17 protein-coding genes are annotated in these 25,440 nt (G+C 40.3%); 6 read left to right on the top strand and 11 right to left on the bottom strand.

Annotated elements, in window-relative coordinates; genetic code table 11:
* Window positions 1-546: 546 nt before the first annotated feature.
* Window positions 547-2,169 (top strand): iron uptake porin, encoded by a 1,623-nt coding sequence (locus H6G41_RS22890; protein ID WP_190748926.1) that lies wholly within the window; start codon window positions 547-549, stop codon window positions 2,167-2,169.
* Between the two features lie 445 nt (window positions 2,170-2,614).
* Here H6G41_RS22890 and H6G41_RS35305 read toward each other — a convergent pair whose 3' ends face one another.
* The 4 genes from H6G41_RS35305 to H6G41_RS22870 form a co-directional block, all read right to left on the bottom strand.
* Entirely contained in the window at window positions 2,615-3,610 is a 996-nt protein-coding gene (locus tag H6G41_RS35305) for a hypothetical protein (RefSeq protein ID WP_242038016.1), read from the bottom strand.
* Window positions 3,607-4,197 carry an alpha-ketoglutarate-dependent dioxygenase AlkB gene (locus tag H6G41_RS22880; RefSeq protein WP_242038015.1) on the bottom strand — a complete coding sequence of 197 codons (591 nt, stop codon included), beginning with the start codon at window positions 4,195-4,197 and terminating at the stop codon, window positions 3,607-3,609. The genes H6G41_RS35305 and H6G41_RS22880 overlap by 4 nt, the downstream gene beginning before the upstream one ends.
* Complete coding sequence (locus tag H6G41_RS22875; protein WP_190748922.1) at window positions 4,184-4,945, bottom strand: hypothetical protein; 762 nt, start codon at window positions 4,943-4,945, stop codon at window positions 4,184-4,186. The genes H6G41_RS22880 and H6G41_RS22875 overlap by 14 nt, the downstream gene beginning before the upstream one ends.
* Window positions 4,946-5,114: 169 nt before the next feature.
* Complete coding sequence (locus H6G41_RS22870) at window positions 5,115-6,284, bottom strand: hypothetical protein (protein WP_190748920.1); 1,170 nt, start codon at window positions 6,282-6,284, stop codon at window positions 5,115-5,117.
* Window positions 6,285-6,443: 159 nt separating this feature from the next.
* On the opposite strand from H6G41_RS22870, the gene H6G41_RS22865 reads away from it, so the two are divergent.
* Genes H6G41_RS22865 through H6G41_RS22860 form a run of 3 tightly spaced genes read left to right on the top strand, consistent with a single transcriptional unit; the run spans window position 6,444 to window position 7,662 of the window.
* On the top strand, window positions 6,444-6,683 hold the full coding sequence (locus H6G41_RS22865) for a helix-turn-helix transcriptional regulator (protein WP_242038014.1): 240 nt from the start codon (window positions 6,444-6,446) through the stop codon (window positions 6,681-6,683).
* A 53-nt stretch (window positions 6,684-6,736) separates the two neighbouring features.
* Complete coding sequence (locus H6G41_RS36040; RefSeq protein ID WP_306790447.1) at window positions 6,737-7,087, top strand: hypothetical protein; 351 nt, start codon at window positions 6,737-6,739, stop codon at window positions 7,085-7,087.
* Window positions 7,087-7,662: a hypothetical protein gene (locus tag H6G41_RS22860; protein WP_306790446.1), complete on the top strand. Its 576-nt coding sequence runs from the start codon at window positions 7,087-7,089 to the stop codon at window positions 7,660-7,662. The genes H6G41_RS36040 and H6G41_RS22860 overlap by 1 nt, the downstream gene beginning before the upstream one ends.
* Before the next feature lie 142 nt (window positions 7,663-7,804).
* On the opposite strand, the gene H6G41_RS22855 is transcribed toward H6G41_RS22860, so the two are convergent.
* From H6G41_RS22855 to H6G41_RS22825, 7 genes are all read right to left on the bottom strand, one after another.
* Window positions 7,805-10,183, bottom strand: a complete 2,379-nt coding sequence (locus tag H6G41_RS22855) for a hypothetical protein (protein ID WP_190748918.1) — start codon at window positions 10,181-10,183, stop codon at window positions 7,805-7,807.
* Window positions 10,184-10,211: 28 nt separating this feature from the next.
* Window positions 10,212-13,055 (bottom strand): DUF6603 domain-containing protein, encoded by a 2,844-nt coding sequence (locus H6G41_RS22850; RefSeq protein ID WP_190748917.1) that lies wholly within the window; start codon window positions 13,053-13,055, stop codon window positions 10,212-10,214.
* 249 nt (window positions 13,056-13,304) lie between these two features.
* On the bottom strand, window positions 13,305-13,829 hold the full coding sequence (locus tag H6G41_RS22845; protein WP_190748915.1) for a hypothetical protein: 525 nt from the start codon (window positions 13,827-13,829) through the stop codon (window positions 13,305-13,307).
* A gap of 52 nt (window positions 13,830-13,881) precedes the next feature.
* A complete protein-coding gene (locus H6G41_RS22840; RefSeq protein WP_190748913.1) occupies window positions 13,882-14,136 on the bottom strand; it encodes a hypothetical protein in 255 nt (84 codons plus the stop codon).
* A 59-nt stretch (window positions 14,137-14,195) separates the two neighbouring features.
* The gene (locus H6G41_RS22835; protein WP_190748912.1) at window positions 14,196-16,649 is read right to left on the bottom strand and encodes a hypothetical protein; all 2,454 of its coding nucleotides are present in this window, start codon (window positions 16,647-16,649) and stop codon (window positions 14,196-14,198) included.
* 52 nt (window positions 16,650-16,701) lie between these two features.
* The gene (locus tag H6G41_RS22830) at window positions 16,702-16,902 is read right to left on the bottom strand and encodes a hypothetical protein (protein WP_190748991.1); all 201 of its coding nucleotides are present in this window, start codon (window positions 16,900-16,902) and stop codon (window positions 16,702-16,704) included.
* Window positions 16,903-16,950: 48 nt separating this feature from the next.
* Window positions 16,951-21,087, bottom strand: coding sequence for a hypothetical protein (locus tag H6G41_RS22825; RefSeq protein WP_190748911.1), 4,137 nt, complete (start codon window positions 21,085-21,087; stop codon window positions 16,951-16,953).
* A 436-nt stretch (window positions 21,088-21,523) separates the two neighbouring features.
* On the opposite strand from H6G41_RS22825, the gene H6G41_RS22820 reads away from it, so the two are divergent.
* Window positions 21,524-25,042, top strand: a complete 3,519-nt coding sequence (locus H6G41_RS22820) for an NB-ARC domain-containing protein (RefSeq protein WP_190748910.1) — start codon at window positions 21,524-21,526, stop codon at window positions 25,040-25,042.
* A 38-nt stretch (window positions 25,043-25,080) separates the two neighbouring features.
* A complete protein-coding gene (locus H6G41_RS22815; protein WP_190748909.1) occupies window positions 25,081-25,251 on the top strand; it encodes a hypothetical protein in 171 nt (56 codons plus the stop codon).
* Window positions 25,252-25,440: the final 189 nt, after the last annotated feature.

Below are 25,440 nucleotides of genomic sequence, written 5' to 3'. Positions count from 1 at the left end.
GCAATCCGTTTAGGATTTATGAAATATTACATGTAGGTTTGTTGACAATCAACAGTCAACAGTCAACAGCAAAAACCAATATTTTTCACAGATAAAAACAGATAAAACAGGATTGCTACAAATATTTTTTCTTTTTTGTCAAATAGTTTTAACATTTAATTTATGTTCTTCACTAAATAATAATGTTTCAAACTGAATATTAACATTATTTTTGTCCGTGTAAAATCAGAGATACTTTAACCAAAAATATATATCTAATTAAGAATAGGTAAACAAATAACAATTATTTTGGTTTTTAGATAATCTCTGGATTGTGTTACTTAATTATGCTTTGATACTGTTAAAGTCGATTTAGCAAAACCTTCTGCCTAAAGATTGACTTTTTTACTACCTAACATTTAATTCTTGGAATTCCTGGGAATTGAAACCTTAATTTCCAACTGACATTAGTTAGTAAGTTAATCTTGCCAACTTCTAGAAAGGTGCAATTACCAGACAATTGAAGATTATTTTTCACTAATCCCTACCAGGTGTGAGGTTAAATCCGTGCATAAGTTTTGGTGGCATTCTTTGTTATTTAGCCCAGTGATTTTAGACTTATTAATGCTTGCAGTACCAGCAATAGCATCTGAAGTACTTGTCAATCAAGCATCCAGTTTCAGTAACCCTGAGGATATGGGACAAGTAACCTCAGTTTCCCAGCTTTCTGATGTTCAGGCTACAGATTGGGCTTTTGGCGCATTGCAATCTTTGGTTGAGCGATATGGCTGTATTGCAGGCTATCCCAACCAAACCTATCGAGGGAATCGTGCTTTGACTCGTTATGAGTTTGCTGCTGGTTTGAATGCTTGTTTAAATCAGATAAATCAACTAATCGCTAGCGGTACAGCCGATTTAGTCAATAAAGAAGACCTAATAACATTACAAAAGCTGCAAGAAGAATATACAGCAGAGTTACAAACTCTGCGGGGTCGAGTCGATACTCTAGAAGCTCGTACTGCGACTATAGAATCACAGCAATTTGCCACAACTACAAAACTGCGAGGAGAAGCGATTTTTGCTTTGGCTAGTGTGTTTGGCTCCGATAGAGCAATCAATACCGATGCCCAAAATCGTGGTAGTAGCAGACCAAAACTGGAAGAAAATGCAATTTTTGCCGATCGCGTCCGATTGAACTTTGATACTAGCTTCACTGGTAAAGACCGCCTGAGAGTGAGGTTACAAGGGAGAAACATCACCTCGTTCAATAGTGCTGTAACTGGTACTAACCAAACTCGTTTAGGGTTTGATGGTAATGAATCCAACAATGTCAGCGTCTCAGCTTTGTTTTACCGTTTCCCCATAGGTAACTCCACAATAGCCAGCATAGCCACAGAAGGCTTGGAATACATTGATGAAGTACCTCCTCTCAGCCGCAACTTCGATTCTAGTGGTTCAGGTGCCCTATCTCGCTTTGGGCGCTATAACCCAATTTATCGAGCAGCAGAAGGGCCTGGTATTATCATTAGTCATCAGTTTAATAAAGCTTTGACCCTAACGGCTGGCTACGTTGTGCCATCTGGTGTTGGTAATGACCCCAGTAATGGTAGAGGTATGTTTAATGGTACGTACTCTGCATTAGGGCAAATTACTTTTCAGCCAGCCTCACAATTAAGCTTGGCTTTTACCTATGTCAACGCTTATTACACCGATGGTAGTGGAGTTACAGGTAGCACTGGTACTGGTTTTGCCAACAACCCATTCAACGGTGCGCGAACTTCCATCAATAACTATAGTGTGACTGCCAATTATAAATTCAGTCCTCAGTTTACTATCACAGCTTGGGGCGGCTATACCAATGCTAAAGCTGAAAATACAGCCGTCGCTAGAAGTGATGCAGAGATTTGGAACTGGGCGGTTCAGTTAGGCTTTCCTGACTTAGGAAAGAAAGGCAATTTTGCAGGTTTTGTGTTTGGTGTACCGCCTTACGCAGCTAGCAATGAATATGTTAGTAATACTAATCGTCGCCAAGACGATGATGTCACTTATCATTTAGAGGCCTTTTATAGATATAAGCTCAATGACAACATTGCTATTACCCCAGGATTCATCACCCTCTTAAATCCTGAAGGTAACAGCAGTAACCCAAATATATATGTGGGAGTAGTGCGTACTACCTTTACTTTCTAAAGCCATCTGTCGATGCGATCGCTTTTTTAATGATAGAGGCGATCGCATCGACAATGCCCACCTTATTATTCACCGAGCAGCAGTTGGATGAAAAGACGGGCGATCAGATTTCACGGCAAATCACTAAAGTCCAGCGATCGCTATTGAGTTGACGGTGCGATCGTGGTTCTTGATCAGTGCGATCGCCGCTCTTGTAGGATCGTTCTTTTCACAACTACCATACCTCCCTCAACCCTTATTCTGGGAACGCATCAACCCATCTCTCAACGCCTAACGCACTCTGCATCAACTCAAGAATGCGATCGCACATTAGAGCCGACGAAGGAGATCGCAGGGAGGAGGGGAGATCGCCTGCTATGATCATGGCATTGTCTACCTTGCAATCGATCGATCAAGATTAGCATGAACTTGCCAAAGCCTGCGATCGTTAAATTTTCTTGTCCACCTAAGTGTATTCACAGGGATACTGTCGCATCATCTGTTGCAAATCCACAGGCTCACCCGAAGGTGTATAGACAACCTTACCAGACATTGCTGCAACTATCCTTTTTTGTTTTGCCCATTCATACCAAGCAATTACGTCTGCCGTCGCTGTATTTTGAGGTTTCTTGCCTTCTTTACAAGCAGTGATAAACACGCCAGTGGGTGAGTTGACTGATTGCCAAGTTTGGAGTGCTTCTTTGAGATATGCGATCGCCCCAGGCACATTCGCCCAATATTTCTTCACCACCCCCAAACATGGCTCTGGGTTAATCCGCAGTCGCCGCAACTCGTTACAAATCTCTGCAATCTCCTGCTTGGTGGGCTTATCCATACTTGAACCGACTTTGACTTCTGGCTCGGAAAACTCGTCCTCATGAGGGTCTATCTCACTCGTTGAGTCATCTTGTTCAATTTCATCAACGAAGTGAGTAGTCTGGGGTTTCTCTGGTTCTGGGGCTGCTTGAACTGGCTCATATAAGCTTTGTTTTACCCCTTCATCCTTTTTTTCCTCAACAGCAGTGTTGTTGTTTTTTAAAAGGTTTAAAGTAGTTTCAAATGTTGGCTGATTATTCGCACATCTTGTCGAAATATCTGGCACATCTGTGTCAATTTTTTCGCATCGTTGAGAATCGAGTAATTGCGTAAGTTTTTCCCGATTCAATTGATACTCGCAAGCAGTATCCTTGGGAAATTTTTGAGCAGCCTGTTCCTTGATTAAGTCATCGAAAACTAACTCCTTCATATGACGGCTGATGGTTTCCCGACAGTAACCCAAAATATCAGCCAACTTCTCAAATGTGATTCTGACCCATTCGTGCCCATAGTAGTGCTTACCATCCAGCCAAGATAGTATTGCGGCTTTACACTTCTGGCGACGGTTAAAAGTCGCGAGAAATTCAGAGAGAATATTGACGGGAGTGTGTATTTCTCCAAGTACTGCGGAGGTGAAGCTATTCATTTTCTACCTCCCACATGCGGACGAAAAGTTAAGTTAATTCGCGTACTAACCAATTTCTTGGTCTTCGGAACTTGATGCAGGTGCGTGGACTGACAACCTGGTTGCATGATCAGCAAACTCCCATGCTCCAGCCAGAAATCAGTCGGCTTTCCTTTGATGGGCTTGATTTGAAACTTCCGCTCCGCACCTAAACTGATAGATGCGATCGCTGGATTATGCCCCATCGATTGCTCATTGTCAGCGTGCCAACCTATCGAATCCTGGCCACTTCTGTATTGATTGCCGATGACTATGTTGAATTTGTAGCCAGCCAGAGCAGTAATCCTATCCCTCAACTCGGCCAGTAATGAAGTCCAAGGCAGTGGTTTCAGTAGCACGCTTTTGGAATACAAATACTCACAACCTTCGTCACCGTAGATGCATTCCAGCCGAGGCACAAGTAAAGTTTTACCCACCATTTTGATTTGATTCTGCTGCCATTGCAGTTTTAGGCAGTGTTGGTATAACACGCCAGCTTCTTCTTGGCTGAGGAACTCTGGGTAATAAGTGACTGGTAAAACTGGGGTTAGTTCATTAAAAAGGGACATCTGTATCATCTTCTTCTCCTTGTGACCAAAGTTGTTTTAGTGCTTGTTGTTTTGCTGTTTCTAACTGTTGTTTCTCCTGGGCTGATGACTCACCGACGATCTGCTCAAATTCCGTCCGTTGTCGTTGCTTCAGTTGCTCAGTAGTCACAGGAGGTAATGCCAGTTGCTCATTTGTGCCTTGCCCTGAAGGACGAAAGCCACGACGACGGTATAAAAAGCGAAAATGACGTTTGTCCTGTGGGGGGAGCTTTCGCCATACTTCCTCATTCCAGCCTGGGGGTATGAAGTCAGCAGATGGGGGTAGGAGGTTTTGGATTTGGGCTTGGAGTTGGGCGAAATTTTGTTCTAGTTCTTGAATTCTTTTTTGTAGTTGAGGAATTAGCTTTATTGATTCTTTGGCAATCACTTCGCATTGGAGAAAGTATTTGCGGATCTGTCTACCTTGTTCACTCTTAGACAGCATTCCCATTTCTTTAAAACATTCCAGCGTCAAATAAATCTTTTCTACTGGTCTACCTGCTTTGGAGTTTTCATCAGAAGTGATGAAAACCTCATAGGGCAGAGCTAAGAGCGATTGCTCTGGAAGTTGTACGAAATAATCGAAATTTCGTTCAAAGTATGAAGTTAACATTCTTTTAGCATTACTCTTAGTGCTATATCCAAGCACTGACCAAGCCCAGTCAAAATCTATAATCTGGTTACTGTTGTGCAACTGTTGAGCCAGTTCAAATGTAAATACTGGTGTCATAAAATTGCTCTGGTAATAGTTAATAAATTTGAAAAGTATTAGCAGAAACTTCTCTTAGTAGTGCGTCTGCTATGCCAACAAGACACATCTGCGAACTTGAGCTACGCTGTCTGGTATCGGAAAATAAATTGAAGTGAGCAGCAGTGAAAATTGCTGCTCACAGTTGGTTTTAGGCTGTTACCAATTTTTGACCTTGGGCTGTGCCAGAAAGAAGCGATCGCCATTCTTTAGGGCTGAGGTGTTCAAGTAGTCGATATCCCAAAAATTCATCAGCTGTGTTTTCTGACAACAAATGCACTGCATCTGCTGCCGAGTTACATGGAATACGTTGATTGTCCTTTGCTGCGCGTACTACCCACCAGCAACCATCAGTGAATCCGACTTCACCGAGCTTTACATCATTCTGGTAAATGCCATCGTCGAGCATTTCAAACCCATAGGTTTCACACGCAGTAAAAATCTCAGCCATGATTTCGTTATCGGTAACCCAAGGTTCTTCCGGTTCTAACTGCTCTTGCAGTGGAAGTTTGCCTTGCTGGTACTGCTGTTTGATATAGCTGTGACATCTAGCAGGACTGATGTCTCGGAAAATCTCTTGTCCGTTAATCGTTACCCGCCAGTACAAATTCTGGTAGTTGCCGTGGTCGTAGCTAATGCTGGCTACGAGTAAGTCACCAACAAATGCCTCTTGGTCATAAAACGAGATTTCTAAAATTGTTGGGACTTCCGGTACTTCAGTTTCACTTTGTGGGTTGAGTGTTCCATCAACTGAAGAAGTCAGAAATCGGAAGTCGGAAGTCGGAGGTAATTTACTTGCGTCTTCTATCTGCGAAGTTTCAACTTTATCTTCAGAGCATTTTTCCACTTCCGACTTCCGACTTACTACTTCCGACTTAACTTGATGATGCCATTGGATGTACCGATAGCATTGGGCTTGGGTTTGGTGGCGGAAAATCTCTTCACCATTGACCATAACTACCCACGGTTGGGTGACAAACTCGTCATAGTCGTAGGTGATGTAAGCGACCAGTTGCTTGAGCGCGTAGATTTCGTAGTGGTAGCAGTTGATTTCTACTGTGGTCAGTTGTGGGGCTATGGTTTCTGCTTGGTCTGCAATGTATTGGTCGAGTTCGGCTTGAGCGAGTGCTTGTTCGTCGGGAGCAGCATCAACGGCTGTCTCAACCCTGATTGCTTGATACTCAGCGATGGCATTCATCCAAGCATCCTTGCACCGCTTGTCAAATACCTCAACTGTGCAGCCGACTTCACAATAGATTTGCTTGAGCCGAGCTATGGATTTCAGGCGTAGCTGTTGATGGCTATAAGTTGTATATGTCATGATTAAGAGATTCCTTCTGGAATAGGAAGCACTCAAGATTCGCAGTCCGGGTGCTTTCTTTATATCGACAGTCCTATAATAACATTATAGGTATATCAATATATGTGTAATGTTATAAGAATAATATTGCTCTAAAGCATTGTATAAAGGAGACGTTCTATGAAACAAAATCAACTGTTAATGAAAGTAGGCTGGGAAATAGAGGTTCCTGAGTTGGGGCAACGCATCCGGGATGCAAGACATGAGTCAGGTCGTACTATTACTCAACTGGCGGCTGAAGCTGATATTTCTGTTGCTAACTGGTATGCAATTGAGCAAGAGCGTATTAAAGTACTGCCAATCGCTACCCTGAGAAGAATTGAGCAGGTTTTGGGTGTTGAGTTTGGAGTGCAACCATGAGTGCAATAAAATTAATGGTAAGGAAATAGTGTTCTACTGAGAGAGGTAGTCTCGTGAACACCCCACCCCGTAAGCGCAAAAAAGCCACCTCTACATCCAGTGACTTACAACCAACAGTTAACCCACAAAATAGCTCTCCCCAGGACAATCAGGATTTAGTAACCATCGATGTTCCTGCTGTTGAAGTTCCAGAATTAACTCCAGAAGAACAAAGCGATAAGCCTGACGGCATGGCTACGCTTACCGCTTGCACCTGGAGCGAAAAGTCGAGAGGGCATTTTTTGAGGCAGGTAAGGCATTGGCAGAATTGCGCGATCGCAGACTTTACCGTTCAACGCACCGCACATTTGAGGAGTATTGCCGCGATAGATTTGGGCATAGTCGCCGCCAGTCTTATCTTCTAATGGATGCAGCTGTTGTTTTTGATAACTTGGTTGAAAAATGTGATCAATTTGATCACAAATTACCAACAGCAGAAGGACAAATTCGCCCACTCACTAAGCTAGAACCCCAGCAGCAACAGGAAGTGTGGCAACAAGCAGTACAGAAAGCTGGCGGTAAAGTGCCAACTGGAAAAATCGTCAAAGATATAGTGCAGCGCATCATGGAACGCACCCAAATACCCAACACCTACCAATTGGGTGAAGTCTGCCAAATCTTAGCAAAGGACAATCCCGAACTCAGGGGCAAAGGCGGTTGCTGGGCAATTGTCACTCAAGTGAATGACTTCAGTTGCGCCGTGAGGACTTGGGATGACGAACTGACGGTTGGGCTGAAGCATCTCAAGCCTTATGAATACCTAGCGGAGGACTGTCAGCAGGTGCAGGAAATATGCGATCGCATTTCACGGGTGTACTCCAGTGGGCTGGAGGAATCCGTGCAGAAGTTTTTGGAGTCGTTGGGGAAGCTGAAGCGGGCTTATTTGACTCAGTTGGAGGAGAAGGTGTTGAGGGTGCTGGCGACTGAGATGAAAGACTAATGCAACATATTATACTTTGGGTGGAAGCAACGGGATTTTCTGAAGTCCGATAAAAACGAGCGACGATGCTCCTCTCTATCGGAGGCGATCGCTAAACAAAATTTTTCACATCACATGAAAAGTCAGGTGAAACAACAAGTTTTTATCTGGAAAATCTAACTTTCTCCGCACCTTGAACCATCTGTAAGGCGAATTGAGCTGAGGTGAACGGTTCCGATTTTTGTTGCTTTTCCTCTAAAGTTTTCTTAATTTTATTAATTAAATCGTTAATGTTGACAACTCTCTTGCTCTCTTCTTTCCAAGGAATAGGCTCAACTTTCCATTCACTATGTTCTTCCCCATTTTCTGGATATCTCAACTCACGCCACAGCTTTTGATTTTTATGATTAAAACCAAAATGTAGGCCCTCTGGCTTGAGGGAAATATCAACAGTGTTGATTTCGCCGTCAAACAGACAAATTAATACGTCTTCTGAAAGGCGATCGTGACGTAAAACCTTTAACTTCTCAATTTCTTCCATAGGGCGATCATTCTTTATACAAGCATTAGAAGCATCTATTTGTAAATCAGGCCAACCTGCTACTACTTCAGAACGCATGAGAAAGCCAGTGATTTGCTTGACTTGACTAGGGAAAGTATCTAGCTGGGTGTTAGATTCATGTACACGCCCAATGCTAAAGGCTCCATCTAACAAAGACTCTACCCAAAACCAATCTAACCAAAAGAAACGAATGGATTCAGGGGGTAGCATCCGTTCATCGGGAACTAGGTAATTAAAGGGAATACCAGATAACAGTCCCAGTTGCTTAAACCAGATGTTCACATCTTCAGGAAAATCAAGGCTATCGCTAGAACCTTGAGTATTACCAGGGAAAAGATGAGGATAAAGTGACTGTTGGTTATCTTTGGCTAATTTTTGAGCGTTAGCGCGTTTCCAGTTAAAGAGATTGGTTGCTAATTTTTTATCTTGTAAAGCTAACAGTTGTCCAAGCTGCCAGGCTGCTGCATAGGAGATATCAAATAAGCCATTTTCAGAATTGTAAGCAATAAGCTGGTCTGCACAGCGAATGGAAAGTTTAGATAAATTTATATCTGTTGGATTTTCCCCTGGCAGTAGGGGGCTATGATACCAGGAAATGGTATTGCCACCTTGTCGGAGGTAATGATGTATAGGAACATATCCTTTAGTTAGATATTTATCAGCATCAGGATTATTAGAGTGTGGCAATTGTAGGGTATCTTTTTTGAGATTTTTCAATAATCCCATAAAACTTTGTTCAGGGTCAGAACAAGAAAAGCTCCAGCTTTTGAGAACCACTAGACGAATATAATTTTCATTTTTGGCATCTTGATCGTTAATTTGTATTGTTGTAAATCTATTTTCTAAGGAAACTAAATAAGCGGTGCTAACACCACCTTTCTTGGGCAATCGATTTCCAACGATAATGGATAAAGGTTCATTTATTATTTTTTGTCCTATATTAGATTCAATTTTCTCGATAATTTCATGCAATTTTTTTACTTTCTCATCTTCATTAGCTAAATTTTTGATTGTTTCTAATTCTTTTTTAAGCGAGTCATTAGGCTGATATTTCTGATTAATCACTAACGCTCCTGCATCATCAAAAGCAAGAATATGATATAATTCGTTATATTCTGCTAATATAATCTTTGATTTGCCTGTTTGTGGTAACTCTTGTATATTGTTCAGAGAAAGTAGACAAACCTCGGGAACTACTTGACGCACATGAGCTAAACATTTCAAATCTTCTGTCGTAGGTAATATCTGTGTGAGACAAATTTTGGGCACATCAATAATTGATACTTTATCGCTTTTGTGCTGTCCAACCTCTAGAGTTATTCCTGGCCATTTAATGAGACCTGTTGAAGGTTGCTCTAACTTTTCAATGGTAACAGTTTTAATATTTCCAGATTGCGCTAAAATTGCTTCAATTTGTCTATCAAATGCAGCAAATTCACCTTTAAGTATTTGTGATTGCCTATAATTTTTTTCAACTATAATTGCTTCATCACTATTTTCTATAAGTTTAATCCAGCCAATATCTTGATTAGAAAGATGCTGCCATAATTCTTGTTTTTTACTGTTTTCAGTCATCCCTGTTTCTTGATTGAAAAAGTCCTGTTTATCAATCGTTCTTAGTAGCTTCTCATCATCATGAAGGAGAATAAGTGCTAACCAGGGAACGTCTTGAGGAGCATTTGGATATACTAGTCTTTCCCAGGGCAAAGTGCTGCTTTTTAAAACAACATGAGGAAGAACATGGGAATGATCGCCAAGGCTATTTTCTGGGGGAAAAACAGCATGAATATCTTGAGGTTTTAGCTCAAAGCGATTTCCTTGGACGACAAAGGTGAGTTGTGAATATAAATTATCTGTCTGTTGATTACCGATTATAATATTTTGCGTAATTTTAATTTCATACGTTCCAGAGTCTAGATTTGTCTGATAATTTTGAATAAATTGAATTTGTCTCTTGGCTGTTGTGCTAGTGGTGTTCATATATATTTCTTCACTTAAAAATTAAAGACTAGGCTATCGATGCGATAAGTTGAGGAGGAATCACAAATGCTTGCTTAACTCCTTCATTAGTTTTAAAATCATCTAAATCAATTACGATATCTGATAGGTCTAAACTCTGAAGCAAGCTGTCTCTATTATTTGATTTAGATAAGATTGTATTTTTAATTCCTATCTGTTCATTATTTTCGTCATCTTCTGGGTTTTTGGTAAAAGTAGAAAATAACTGCCATTGCGAAGTAAAATTGACAGTTTTCACACCATAATCTAATTTATCTTGGTCAATAGATTGAGTTGCTCCAGGAGTTGGAGGATTGGCAGACTTAATCGTATATCCAGACAAGACATTTTCGATAAATCCCTTTCGATTGGGATCGTTGGTATTCGATTCAGACCACAAACCTGAAGGAATATTTTTGACAATAGGAATAAAAACGAATTTTAACTTTGATTCTTCTTGTGATAACTTTTGACCATTTTTTGTAATATAAATACTATACTCTGATTTAGTCAATCTATCGTTGCTGACATTCATTGGCGCAATGCCAAAATTACTAGTAGCAGGTGTAACTTTAGATAGAGTAATCGTTTCAGCCTGAAAACCTTGATGGCTTTTAACTGGAATAACAGAACTCGTAGTGAGGATAAATTCTTTCGGATTAACGATAAAAATTTCCTCTTTTTCTACTTCTACTTTGCGGCGCAGTCCGCTTTCAACAGCAATTGTACAAATCTGATTGTCAGCAGGTAAGAAAGATTTTTTAAATTCTGACCAACTGATAGGATCTGGTTTCTTTTGGGAGCGGCTACCAAAGGCGATAGTAAAGGACGTAATTTTCAGGTCAATCGTAGCGGTTCCTGAAAACTCTGGCCCCCAAATGTGTAATTTTGCTCCTAAATCAAAAGAGAATGTTTTGCGAACGCGAATACCGAATATTTTTTCATCGAACGTATAGGATGCACCAAGATTGACACTGATTTGAGCATCATAAGCATAGGGTTTCCAGGCAACAATAAAATGGGCATTGGCAATAAACCAGGCTTTAAGGTTGCCAGATTGCCAAACGGCTTCTAGCCTTCCCCCTGCCATAATGGCTGAGGCTGTAAGGGCAAAGTAGACATTCCCTTTAAGGCTTAACTCATTATTAATGCGCCAGTTGAGGCTGAGTGGATCAACTTTGGGATAGTGGGGAGGAATCACAAAGCGGGGATGATAGCCACCCACCGTTAAGACGAAATCTCCTTCGTGTTCGCCATTAAACCAACTGTAGAAGGCAAATCCTCCACTGATTTGGCAGTTACGCTCAAACAGGTAAGAGTCAGGCAAAATTTTGCCATCAACCTTCAGCGTTCCTTCGGCGGGAACAAAACGAGCCAGAATCGCCAGACGAATTTGGGCGATTGGTGGTGGGAGTTCGCTAGGGTCTATCCCTGGAATCACAGGGGGTGAAATTAAGGTGGAGATACCAATGACATCAAGTGCAAATTGACCATCGCCAAAGGTGGCAACCAAGAGAACAAAAGACTCGACAATTTTAAACGAGGTAAACTTAACCCCAATCGCTAGCATTACCTGCCCAACTTTAGGGGGAATATAGGGGTTTAGGTCTTGCTGAATCTTGATTAATCCATCGACATCTGCTTTACCACCATCTAAAGCGGCTCGCACGAGGGGAAACTGGGGTATCTCGTCGAGGGTAGGAAGAATGAGACTGCGGTTATAGGCAAAGGCAAGGGCAAGTCCTGTAACAAAGAAAAAGGGTACTCCCCCCAGAGGTTTGTCGAGAATGCCGTAGATAAATAGAGAAGGATGTCCCTCAGTTGTTGTAGTGTAGGAAGCTATGGCAGACAGGGTAAAGGTTTCGGTTTTAATTAGGATAGCACCGGAGTATTCATCCTTACCGTTAACAGTGCTTCTGAGTAAGGCACCACCAATGGAGATAGCACCTTTGCTCTCATATTCAATTCCTAAACCCCGGAGGTTAAATTTGGGATTGAATTGAGTGATGGGCGAACCTACCGCTAAACCATCTAGGGTGAGGGTGAGTCCGGCAGCAGAAATGGATGCATCCAGGAGAAACCAAACTTCTGAGTTCTGGTATTGTACTCCAACACGCTTAAAGTAAACGGGGCCAAAGTTTTTCTTCAGGTCGAACCATTTAGCTGTATCGGAATTTTGTGCAGGTTCTATAGTTGCACTTGAGGTTTCTTGTGATTTATTTAAGCTATCTGAGGAAGAGGAATTTCCTGTCCCTCTCAAATGAGATAAATCTTTTGCTAAATCATCCTTTGAATTAAGATTTTTTTGCTTTTTATCTTCAGTAATTGTAATATCTAGTGTTTCAGTATTACTGCCAAATTTCATTGCAGCAGATAAACGTAATCCTTGAGGAATAGGTTCATTCTTATTTTCTTTATTACTTAGTCTAGATACTTCCTTAATTGCTGGATTTGGCGTAAATTCACCAGAGGCATAAATAATTTTAAAATTCTCAATTGCAAGTGTCTGAGAACCTGAGAATTCTTTTCCTATTAAAGGAAGATTAGAGAGATTGATGGCTGTGCCCAGGTCTAAACTAATTAAGAGTATTTTTGAGCTTTGATCTGCTGGGTTTGAGGCCTTTGCTAAAATCAGTAAAAGTTCATTGAGTGTAATCTTAATCTCATCAGGAATTGAAGTTGCTAAACTAACGTCAAATACACCAACTAAATCTTTGATTTTCATCGAAGACTGAGAGGATATGTTTCCTTTTAAAAAAGACATATCTTCTCCCATAGTTTCGAGTACCAATTTGGTTAGAGTGTCTGAAGCTTTTAGTTCAAAATCTAACCTAAGTTTGACTGTAGGTGTCATTTTCAGTTAGTCCTTTATTCCTAGACATTTATAAGATAAAAAATTAGCCATATTGCTTTGGTATAACTTCTTGCTTCAATTAACTATTCAAGCTTATTGCCTCTAAGAAAAGAAGGGAAAAATTCAGCTTTTATAGGTTGGGTAGAAAAACTTTACACCCAACATCAATCTGGTTTTTGTTGGGTTATGCTCTGCTGACTCAACCTATAGAATAATTAGGTATTCAAGATGATTGCCAAGCCATCAGAATTATGATGATGCTGCTGCTTTTTCTTGAGCTATAGCACCTGGCTCATTACTAACCTCAAAGTAAATGCCAGTTAGAGTTAATCCAGTCTCATTTCCAGTTAGTGGCCATGTTGCAGAGAGTCCAATTGTATATTTGTAATCATTGGAGGTTATTTGGGCACTTGCATCTGTTTTCTTTTTTTCTGTCAGGTAATCATCACCTGGAATTTTTACATGAAATTTCTCAACAGAGAGTCTGGCAGTTGCGACTTTGTCATAAAGCTGAGTAAGGACATTGAAGTTAGGTAGTTTAGATTTTATAACCGTTACCCCTGAGTCAGCTGATTGATTCACGCGGTAAGTAGAACCTAGCTGCTTCAAAATGTTGTCAATCCCGTCACCAGCTGATCCTAGTTCGAGCCTTTTAGGCAATTCAACCTCGAAACCTTGCTTTTTAATTTCAGAAATAGCCTGCTTAGGTTCTAGTGCAATAGGTGTACCGTTTAAATCAAAAGCTAATCCAAGCTTTACTGCTGTATCTGCCATTTGTAAATCTCCTCAATTTTTCGTGATGATAGATTGGTGAATGTCTACAGGTTTAATTTAATCCTTGAGTTACAGTAATAATCACTATAGTTTTCAACTCAAAGGATTCTCCAAAGTTAAAAGGTGAAAAATCCAAAGGAGAACCTCTGGCTTCATATAAAATATTTTCCTTTTCTCCTTTTTGAACTGTTATTGGCTTTTCTAATAGCTTTGCAATAGGGCTGTCACCTGAAATATCAGTTTGTAAAGTTAGCTGAAATTCTTCATTGACAGCTTTCAAAAATGCAGTAATAGTTTGAGCTTCCACAATTAAATCATGAATTTCTATGATAAACTCCTGTCCGTTTTACACTCTAAACAAATATATTAACTTGACCAATCGCCATTACGAGAAGCCAAATTATTGCTGATAAACATAACATCTACATACCAATTCTCATCTGGTCTTTGACTTCTAAAATCGGCACGCATATACCATTGATTATTTGCAATATACATATAAACTTGTATGATATCGCCAGCACCAGATTCTTGAATATCTCCGTTTAAAGCTCTAAAGCCAACAATTGCTGCTGAATATTCCTGAGATGAGTATTCCGTATTCTTAGATATGTTATCCCCCAAATTACGGTATCTTTCTAAAATAATGGGCTTTTTTCCATTGATTGTTAAATTTCCAGTGATTACTGTTTCGTCTGCATTTAAGGTAATCTTAGGTGCCTTCTGATCGTATCTTCCTGTTAGTTGAAAATTCTTTGCACTACTATTTCCATCAGCGCTAAATGCTTCTAGATAAATGCTGTTATCATTTGTGCTATTTAAAATAACAAGCTCACCACCTCCGCTGCCTTGCAGCCCTAGCGATATACCATTGCTGCTTCTTACGCTTAATCTTCCTTGAATTAGCGTATCTCCCTGTATCTTTAATTGTTGATCACCTGATACAGTACCAATCCCAACTTTTCCATTAGTAACAGAGAGATTGCCTGCGATCGCCGTATTTCCCTGCACCTTTAACTGTTCATCACCAGGTGCAGTACCAATCCCAACCTTTCCAGTTAGGGTACTTGTATTGGTAATTGAAAGAGTACCTGCGATCGCCGTATTTCCCTGCACCTTTAACTGTTCATCACCAGGTGCAGTACCAATCCCAACTTTTCCATTAGTAACAGAGAGATTACCGGCTATCGTTGTATTTCCATCTACTTGTAAAGCAGCTAAATTTCTAGTTGTCTTAACATGAAGTTTAGCGTTGGGTTCATCCGTACCAATTCCGACACATCCAACTGAATTGTTTTCTCGGTATACTAGAGGCCCCTTATGGATTGGAACAGTAATATATCCATCCCAGTATCCGGGAAAGTTTTGATAGTGAACGTAGAGATTGGCATAGCCAGAAAGCAAATTGGTTTTAAGATTTTTGATACTGAGTCTCAGAATCTCTTGGCGATCTGTTAGCTGCAATCCTGTTTTACAAACAAAACTCCATTGAGGTGTCTGTCCCTGCTCTAATTTGCCACCAAAAATCCAATTTTCCTGACCTTTGTCAATACTTATCTGAATATCATCTGCATTTGTTTTATCAACTAAAGCTGATTGCTTAGAATCATCTGCTTTTGCAACATCAAAAGAAATTGTAAATTTTATAGCTTCATCTAATAACCCAAGGTTCTTAACATTTGGCAAATTCAATATTTGATTACTATCAGTATTTGCATTGTAGTCAATTATTTTTATGTTCAGTCGGCTCAATTCTGATCTCAAAGATTCGGGAGTTATAAATTTGAAAGCAGTGAGAAAACCAATAATGATTTCTAGATCATCTTTTGGTATGGTTGAAAGAGTTGTGTCTTTAAATTTTTCAATAATACTTTGAAGAGTTAATCTAGATGTAAGAGAAGTATAAACTCTAGAGATATCAGGAGATATAGAACTAAGAAGAGTTAAAATTTGATTGGTAATGTTCAAACCAGAATTTAGCTGAATATTAGATTTAGAACTTAAAGAATTTAAAATAGTGATAAGTTGCTTAGATTGTATTCCGGAAATTCTAGAGATTTCGTCAAGGATAACTTTTGCTCTAACTGGCAAATTTTCCGGATTTATTTGCTTAGGTACAATTTCCGTAGAATAATCTTTAACCATCAAAGGCAGAGTCATTTTAGGAAGACTTTGAATGGAGAGGGTTAACTCATTCTCTGTCCCATCATTAAGAATAGTATTAGAACCCAAAAATCCTGCATATAAAGGTATTTGTTTTTTGCCACGTTGGTTAACAATATTGAGATATTGTAAACGATTTCCACTAATCGTTTCTTGAAAACCTTGATATTGAAGGCGATTATATTTAATTTCAACTCGCGTACCTCTTGAACCTCCTTCAGGAGATGCTCCAATATTTTCAAAAATCAGAGTAATTCTTTTACCATTTTCAATTATTTTAGCTGTTGTATTAGCAGATTCAGTGAGTGCCAAAAAATACGTACTACCTTCGTTTTGTATGTTCCATCCTTGGACTTCGCTCTCGTCCTTTCTTACCTTTAAAGTAATACCTTGCCCTTGATTAGATAAGGTTCCAGGACGAAAAGAGATACAAAAATGACAGTTTGTCAGGGAAAGATTTCCCTGGATGCCTTGAAGTTCAATATTTTTACCAGAAGTATTAACAATCTCAATTCGTAGCGACTGTCTCAATGCACCATCATCAATACTGAGAATACTTTGCCCATCTTCATCTGATAGGTAAATTTGAAAAATATCAGAACCTTTAACAGGTATATTGGCACTAGACGGTGTGTTATTTACAGAGCTGCTAGTCATTGGGGTTTCTCCAGATTGAAATAGTTGTTGAACTAATTTGATAAATATTAAGTTAGGAAATCACAGCAGAATTAGCGCTCAAATCCATAGGGTCAAATGCCTGCTTACGCATTTGATTAGCTTGCACTTGCGCCTCAGCCTGGATTTTGATTTTGCTAATTAGTTGAAAGACCTCTACATAGGGACGTTGCCCTAAAGATTCCAGAATTTGATTGACTTCTTCTATGCTTAGATTAATGCTAATTTGTTCCATCTTGCTCACCTAAAAAATTTTCTATGTAGTGATGATTGTATTTATCTGTTATGAATTTGATTTTTGATTAGGTTCATGGGGTTTCAATACTAACCACCCTTCTCTAATTTCCTGAAGGTCAGAAAAACTAGCTCTATAAGTCACTGGATGAATGCTAATTTCGTGCAAATCAAAAATCTTTTCAATCATATTATCAAGACCTTTGAGTTCAACACCTTCAAGTTTTTTACGCTTATCTTTCGAGGCAATTTCAGCTTTTGTTTGCTGTTCATTGATTAGCCATTTTTGCTCTAATAATACTTCCCAAGCTCTGACCGGATCTTTATTTGCTTGATGTTCGAGATAGGCTTGAGTAAATGCTGACTTTTCAATTACTGGAATAGTTAGAAGCTCAGACCATTGTTCTCTACCTTTTTTCTCCAACCAAGCCCAATCATAATCTGGAGCAGTGGGTAACGGAAGCTTGAGGCGGCCTTGATTAGTTTTCTCCGTCAAAATAGGAGCAGTTAAAAAGGTGACTTTAATATTGGCGAGTGCTTTTGCATATTGCTCAGGCGGAATGCTAATTACTTTAGTAGGCAAAACACCCGATGTTGCATGAAAAACTCCTCGTAGGTCAACCAACATTGTTAAAATTTGAGGAGGACTATTAATAGACTGAAGTATATTAATTGACCCTTCTTCTACTTCTGGATTTTTATTTGGGTCTATATATTGAGTTTCAATTTTATCAGATTCAATATTATCACTTTGTTGAGCATAAAAAATATCATTTTCATACTTATAGGTTTCCTCATTTTCAATTTTCTGCTCTTTCCAATAGCCGATTACACCATCATTAAGTTGTCGATACTCACCAATCCGAATCGGAATTTTGACATTAACAAAATCATCTGTATCCCTATTTTCTAAGGGAGTCATCTGCTGCATTTCTTGACGAAAAACATTCCAATCCTGGTTAATTGCGGGTAAACCCTGTAGTTCTAGATTGACTGATGCCCGAACCACTGCAATAGGACGACCCATCAGCAATGCTACACTTTGATGCTGGGCAAAGTTTTCCGGATTGATATTGTTCAGAGCGTTGTTGAGGCAGCTATTAAAGTTTTCGAGAAATTTTTTTCCTAATCTCATTACAGTATTTACTACTTTCTTGAGATGGGTATTTTGAATGTTCTCAGTTTTAATTTGAATACTACCAGGAGCATAGTCCCACTCTGCGTTAGTGTTAATCGACCCCAGAGCTTGACCTTCACTGTCATAAATCATTAAGCTGCCATTTAAATTGTTAGGCAGAATCCATCCACAAATTGGGCTGGTAGCTGGATGATCGTTGCTTTCTTGATTGTCTTTATCGCTTGCTGATAGCCAGCGAAAATTAATGCGACACGGTTGAACAAAACGAGGCGGGAGCACAATACGATTATCTTCCTGGGCTTTCATGCTCTCCGGTTTGATAACATATTCACTCCAGTCTAAATTTCTGACTTGCCCAAAGGTATCAATCAATTGCAAGTCAATAATTCGCATTTCCCCAGAACGAATTGGGCTAAAGTCATCTAACGGTTGGGGGGCGCTTTTTATTTCACCTGCTACTGCTTCTGCAACTTTATTAGTGAAAGTTTTATAATCGTCAAAACCGATTGGGTCTTCAATTATTAGTTGCAGGGTTTGTTTATGCATCAACAGAGCTTCATTAAATCCACCCAGTGCTTGAGACAAACAATTAAGGCTTTTTAGGTCTTTATAAGTCTTAATTGCTGTATAAGTGGGATCTTTAAAATCTTTCGTTGGATACCATTTCTCAATTTGATCTATTTGCTCTTCCAGAAATTCAATGTTCCGTTTCTTTTGCTCGATGCCTTTTTCCTTATAGAATTTTTCAAGATTCCCATAATTTTTCAAATATTCTTCGATTCGATTTTGTAATAACGATTTAGCATAGGGAGTTAAGATACTGGAACCACTGTAGATATTAGAGTGCTTATCAGTTTTAATACTGCCTTTTATATTATTATCAAATACAGATTGATCAGGTTTTGGCGATAAATCTACATCATTTGTTTGAAGCGCATAATTTTGGGTGAGAAAATCATTGCTATAGTTGCGATTAACTGATGTTTTGTTACTACCACTAGCAACTGGAAATATCTCAATCAACCATTCCAGTAAGATTGGATTCCAAGGTTGCTTTTTCCAAGTATCAAAGCCAATCCGCTCTTGAGGATTTTGGGACTCGCCTTGAGACTCTTTACTAGGATTTAGAGCGTTCAACTTGTGGCTAATAACTCCATCAAAGATAGATAGCAAGGATTGTTTATCTTGAATATCTTTATAAATATCAATGAGATAGCATTCCAGTAAATCATCTGGATTAAGCCGACCATCTTCTCCATGTCTTTGAGTTGGTTTAACGTCTTCTCCTACCATTAAAACCACAGGTTCTTTAGGTTGCCAAAAACGAGAGCTACTTGCCCTTTCTAAATAATAGGTTGGAGGATGAGGCAGATTTTTACTTTTCTCTTTGGGAAGAGCATTATATTCTTGTTTAACTTTTTCATTGTGAGCGTTAATATTACTAATTAATTCGTTTATTTGTTTTGCCAGTTTAGCAGATTCAGAATTATCTGAACCGACTGCTCTACTCAGTTTATCTGAATTATCGTAAGATAGATTGAGTGTTCCTATCTCATTTATTTTGTCATGTAGTGGCTTAAGTCCTCGTTCCTCAATATAATATTTTACTTCATCAATATCAGGATAATTATCCCAACTATCCTCTGGTGGATAGGTCGAAACCATATACTTATACCAATCAGAGAAAAGCTGTCTACGTCTTGAAATAATTTTTGCCCACTCATAATCATATTCTTGCTGTTTCTGGTTCAGCTCGTTAAGTTGAATGGCAAGTTCAGACGGCAACTCTAGAGTTGCCGGAGAAGTGGTTTTTTCTAAATTTGATTGATTTGTTGCCGTATCCAACTGGATTTTCCATAGAAATCCTCCAGCAACAGCGTTAAATCCTGCTTCGTGGCGGAGTTCCTCAAATTTAAACCCCGTGTCTAATTCTTGGCTTGCTAAAGTTTCTGCAAGCTGTAAAGCTTCGAGTTGTTCTTCAATAATTGATTTCTGAGATTTATCAATAGTTTCAGCTAAATAAGCTGATAAGGCTTGTGTTCCTGTATTCGCAACAGCTAGGCTAATATTTGCTTTTTCTACTAGACTAATATTGTTATAATTAGTGTTAAATGTTAACCGTGAAAAACAGATAATCTGGGAAATGCAGCTATTCTGATTCAAAGTTTCTTGCCACTCTAATTCTTTTTTGATATCAATAATACGCTGTTGCCGCTTTTCCTGGCTCTCTTGCTGTTGGTCATTATCTGAATAGGAACTGGGCAGGAATTTCCACTTCATTTCCTCTTCAATTGCATCAATGAAGTTTTCAGGAGTGAGGTCTTCCTTGAAATCCTCGTTGAAACTGGTTTTGAAATTCTTAAAAAATTCACCAAGGTAATCCTGTTGCGGTTCGCTATACCAGCCAATCACATCATATTTGAGATCTGATTGAGGAGTAAGTTCAGGCAATTCTGCATCGTGAAAGCCAAATACACTACGACAGTTGGGATAAAAGGCTGCAAAGGTTGGTTCACCGTAGCCAACTGCGGTTAAGCGCTCTAAATATTTCGCACCTGCACCGTTTTTTGATCCAGAATTCTTCCAATCATCAAAGGTCAGTTTTCTACCCAAATACCTAAAGGGCGGCGAATTGGAATTGTTTGTGTCTTTATAAGGATAGGTAATACTGTCCTCTTGAAATCCTGCATCTGGAGGATATAAATAATCACTTTCAATAATCCAACTTTTAGCATTTGTTCCGTCTTTCTTGCTGCGAGTGATGAGCCAGCGATTAGGAACAGCAGGAAATGTCCCATCTTTGCTTTGTTTTGTCAATGCATCGGGTAACGCCCAATGGAGATGGATACCAGCCTTAAGATAGAGATTTTTATTTTCAAAGGGCTGCGAAACAATAGACTCACTCAAATTCACAATATCAGGGTTAACATCTCGCTTGCCACTGAAATAAGGGAGACGATTAAACTCCACCATTGCTTCTGCCACACTGGTTCCATCTTTGAGATACAACGCATCTAGATGTATAGGAACCAATAAAAATTTACCCATAATTGAACCAGCCTCAAATATCCCAAGCTCTTGAATTTGCTTTAGCTACCCTGCTTGAATAAGTGCCATTGCTCTAGTTGCCTAAGTCTAACGACTAGGGAATCAGACAACAAACCTACTAGCCATCTGGTGAACGATCGCTTTATGTCTGTGACATCTAGCACTTTATTAGTACTTACTCCAGAAGATTGGCGATCACCCCCGCTTAATTTTTGTTTCACCACAAACTAGAAGCGCCAATATCTAGATCAACAAGGGCGTACCTTAGAAGTAGGATTCATGATTAAGCACTCAATCCTTTGAGTTGTTTAAGACAATACCAAAACTCTGTGGTGCTGTCTTGACAAAAAAGTATGGAAAAAGTATGGATTTGAGTATGTAAAGTATGGTTCAATTTAGTCTAAATAAACTAAATTTCTGCATAAATAGCGTAAATATGGAGTTTGAACAGGCCCTGGCAATCGCTAACTATGCCATCAATCGCAAAATCGCTAGAACTCTAACTAAAGTGGAAATTGCCCTTTTGTTTGGTGCCTGGAACAACTGGAATTACAATCGCATCGCCACCTATTCAGGCTATTCCATTAACTACTTACAGCGAGATATTGCCCCCAAATTCTGGAAGCTTTTGAGTGATGCTTTGGGTCGCAAAGTTAAAAAAACCAATCTGCGCGGAATTCTTACCCAATTTAATGCACCAATCCCTGATCGCCAACCGCAAATTCCACATTGCGTAGATTGGGGCGAGGCGATTGATGTTTCTCACTTCTGCGGTCGTGAAGAGGAGATAGAAAACCTGAGTCAGTGGATAATTGCAGAACGCTGTCGCCTCATAGCCCTGGTGGGAATGGGCGGTATTGGTAAAAGTGCTTTGGCTGCTAAAGTCGCTCAATTGGTGCAAACAGACTTTGAATTTGTAATTTGGCGCAGTCTGCGTAATGCCCCTCCCTTAGAAACTTTGTTGACTGAACTAGTACCCTTTCTTTCCCAGCAACAAGACATCCAAGCAAAACCAGAACGTTTACTGTACTGGCTGCAAACTCATCGGTGTCTGGTGATTTTTGATAATCAAGATACTCTCTTGCAACCAGGTCAGCGCGCTGGCAATTACCAAGCAGATTTCAGCAACTATGGTGAATTGTTTCGGTTGTTGGGGGAAGCCAGCCATCAAAGTTGTATTGTCTTGACTAGCAGAGAGAAATCTGCGGAAGTTGCCATCTTGGAAGATTGGAGCGGCCCAGTGCGATCGCTTTCTCTTCAAGGTTCCTGGGAAGCATCACTGGCATTAATTGACGCTAAGGGACTAGTGGGAAGCGAGGCTGAAAAACGCCACCTATGTGAGTTGTATCGTTGCAATCCCCTAGCATTGAAAATGGTTGGTACCTCAATTCAAAGTTTATTTGATGGGGAAATTGCTGTTTTTTTGCAAACAGAAACCCCGATATTTAACGGGATGCGCCACTTGCTCGCTCAGCAATTTCAGCGTTTATCGCCCTTGGAACAGAGCATTATGTATTGGTTGGCGATTAATCGAGAATGGACTACAATTGCCGAACTGCAAGCTGATATTGTTCCTGGGGTTTCTCGCGCTAGTTTGTTGGAGTCTTTGGAATCGCTCACTTGGCGCAGTCTTATAGAAACGCGATCGGGGGAATATACCCAACAGCCCGTGATTATGGAATATGTTACAGACTGTTTAATTCACCAGCTTGTCAGCGAATTGTTAATAGTTAAAACATCTTTTTTCAACCATTATGCACTTTTAAAAAGTACTGTTTTAGAATATATACGCGAAAGTCAAATTCGCTTAATTTTACAACTACTCATTGAACAATTAAAAGCTGAATTTCATCGTAATTATCAACGATTAGAGCAGCATTTGCAATCTGTTTTGCTGGCATTAAGTACTGATTCAGAATCAACCTTTGGTTATGGAGTGGGGAACTTCATTAACCTGTGTCTGCACATGCAAATTGACCTCACTGGCTATGACTTTTCCCATCTGAAAATTCGCCACGCAGATTTCCGGGGTGTGCGGTTAAAAGATGTCAATTTTCAATTTGCTCATTTTGCTCAATCTACCTTTACCCAACTCTTTGCAGGTGGAGTATCTGCAAAATTTAGTCCTAATGGGCAGCACTTTGCTGTCGGGGATACCAAAGGAGAATTACATATTTTGCAGGTGGAAGGAATGCAGCCATTAATATCGATCCAGGCACATCAAGGCTGGATTATGGCGGCTGATTGGCATCCTGATGGCACAATGTTAGCTATCGGTGTCGATAGCGCAGTTAGCCTTTGGGATGCCCGCACAGGTCAAAAACTGCGGGACTTGCACGGCTATAACAGTTCCATTTTGGCATTAGCCTGGAGTCCCGACGGTAAATATGTAGCCTGTGGCGGGCAACAGTCCTTACTTGTGGTTTGGAATGCTATCACTGGAGAGCGTTTGACTGAGCTTGGAAGTAACTCTGGCGATCGCAGTTGCTGGATTATGAGTCTGGCATGGTTAGCGGATGGGGCAGTGCTGGCAGCAGGCTATACGGATAGCACGATTAAATTTTGGGATGTGGTGACTGGCGAGCGTATTCGCGTAATTTCAGACCGTGAAAATTGGGTTTTTTCTGTGGCAATGCATCCCAATGGCAAAATCATCGCCAGTAGTGGGTACGATAAAACTGTTAAACTTTGGAATTGGCAAACGGGAGAATGTTTGCAAGCCGTTAACACCCAAGAGCCTTTTTATCAATTAATGTGGAGTCCGGATGGCGAGAGACTAGCAGGGGGAAGTATGAATGGTTGTGTTGTCAACCTGTGGGATTGCTCTCTGCAATGTCTAAAAGTGTTGCAGGGACATGAAAACTGGGTTTGGTCAGTTTCTTGGAGTCCGGATGGCAGCATCCTTGCTAGTACATCTTTCGATCAGGTGGTTAAATTCTGGAATACACAAACCTGGCAATGTGTCAAAACGTTACGCGGCTACAGTAATTCATCTTGGTGTGTCCGGTGGAGTAACGATGGCATTCGTCTGTTGACCGCTAGCACCAACCATACTGTGCAACTGTGGGATGGTCAAACAGGGGAATGTCTGAGAGTTTTTTGCGGGCATAGCAACGAAGTGATGTTTGTTGCCTGGAGTCCAGGCGAACGCTTAATGGCAAGTGGCAGTGGAGATACCACTGTTCGCATTTGGGATGTGCAGACGGGGGAATGCTTACAGGTGTTGCAGGGACATCAGGGTTGGGTAAGGGGAGTCACCTGGTGTCGGGATGAAAATTGTCTGATTAGTTGCGCCAGTGATGGAGCGGTAAAACTTTGGGATACTCATTCTGGGCAATGTTTATTAACGCTGTCAGGGCATACCAGTCTGGTAAATTCCGTTGCTGGGTTTTCTCTAGGCGATTTGGTTGCCAGTGGAGGTTTAGATGGAACTATTCGGTTTTGGGATTTAAGCTGTGGTATTTGTTCTCGCGTCATTTCTGTAGGTCGTTTCATCGGTAGCGTTGCCTTTAGTCCAGACGGCAAAACCTTGGTCAGTGGAGACTACGATGGTGTAGTTCAACTTTGGGATGTGGCTTCTGGAGATTGTTTAAAAACCTTCCTGGGGCATACAAATGGGCGGATTTATTCAGTGGAATGGAGTGCCGATGGCAACAAAATTGCAAGTACCTGTACTGATAAAACAGTGAGAATCTGGAATGTTGACACGGGGGTTTGCGAACAGATTATCCAGGGCAAAAATCACGGAATGTCGGTGCATTGGCATCCAGTCAAGGACTTACTGGCGATCGCTTTTTTAGAACAACCAATTCAAATTTGCGATGTGCAAACAGGTAAAACTCTGCAAACCTTAAGTAGACACCTTCCCTACGAAGGCATGAATATCACTGGCGTGACAGGCATTTCTGAAGGGCAAAAAGCCAACCTCAAAGCATTGGGAGCAATTCAAGTCTAATCTGAACTTCCCTCGGTGCAAATGTACTAAGTGGAAATATGTCAAACCCATCCCCCAAGCACAAAAAAGCCACCTCTACATCCAGTGACTTACAACCAGCAGCTAACCCACAAAATTTCTCTCCCCTGGACAATCCTACGGTGTACACAGAAGTCTTGAAATCCTACCTGAAACTTGGTTTCGTTGCCTTAATCCTAAAATTAGGATGAGAAATGAAGTTTCAAGTCACCTCAGAATAGGGTATTGATGGACTAAAAGGGTTGAAACCTTTGCGGCCTATACTTGTGTGTACACCGTCATCGGTGAGAGGTTAAGGTAATTGCACTTTTGTCAAGAGGGTGCAGGGAAAGGGGACAAATCCATCTTGGAGACTGGCTTTCGGAGATATTTAACCACGC

It is taken from the genome of Tolypothrix sp. FACHB-123, assembly GCF_014697075.1.
Taxonomy (GTDB): Bacteria; Cyanobacteriota; Cyanobacteriia; order Cyanobacteriales; family Nostocaceae; genus Aulosira.
The sequence above is the reverse complement of the archived record's forward strand: the minus strand, read 5'-3'. Positions and strand labels throughout refer to the sequence as shown.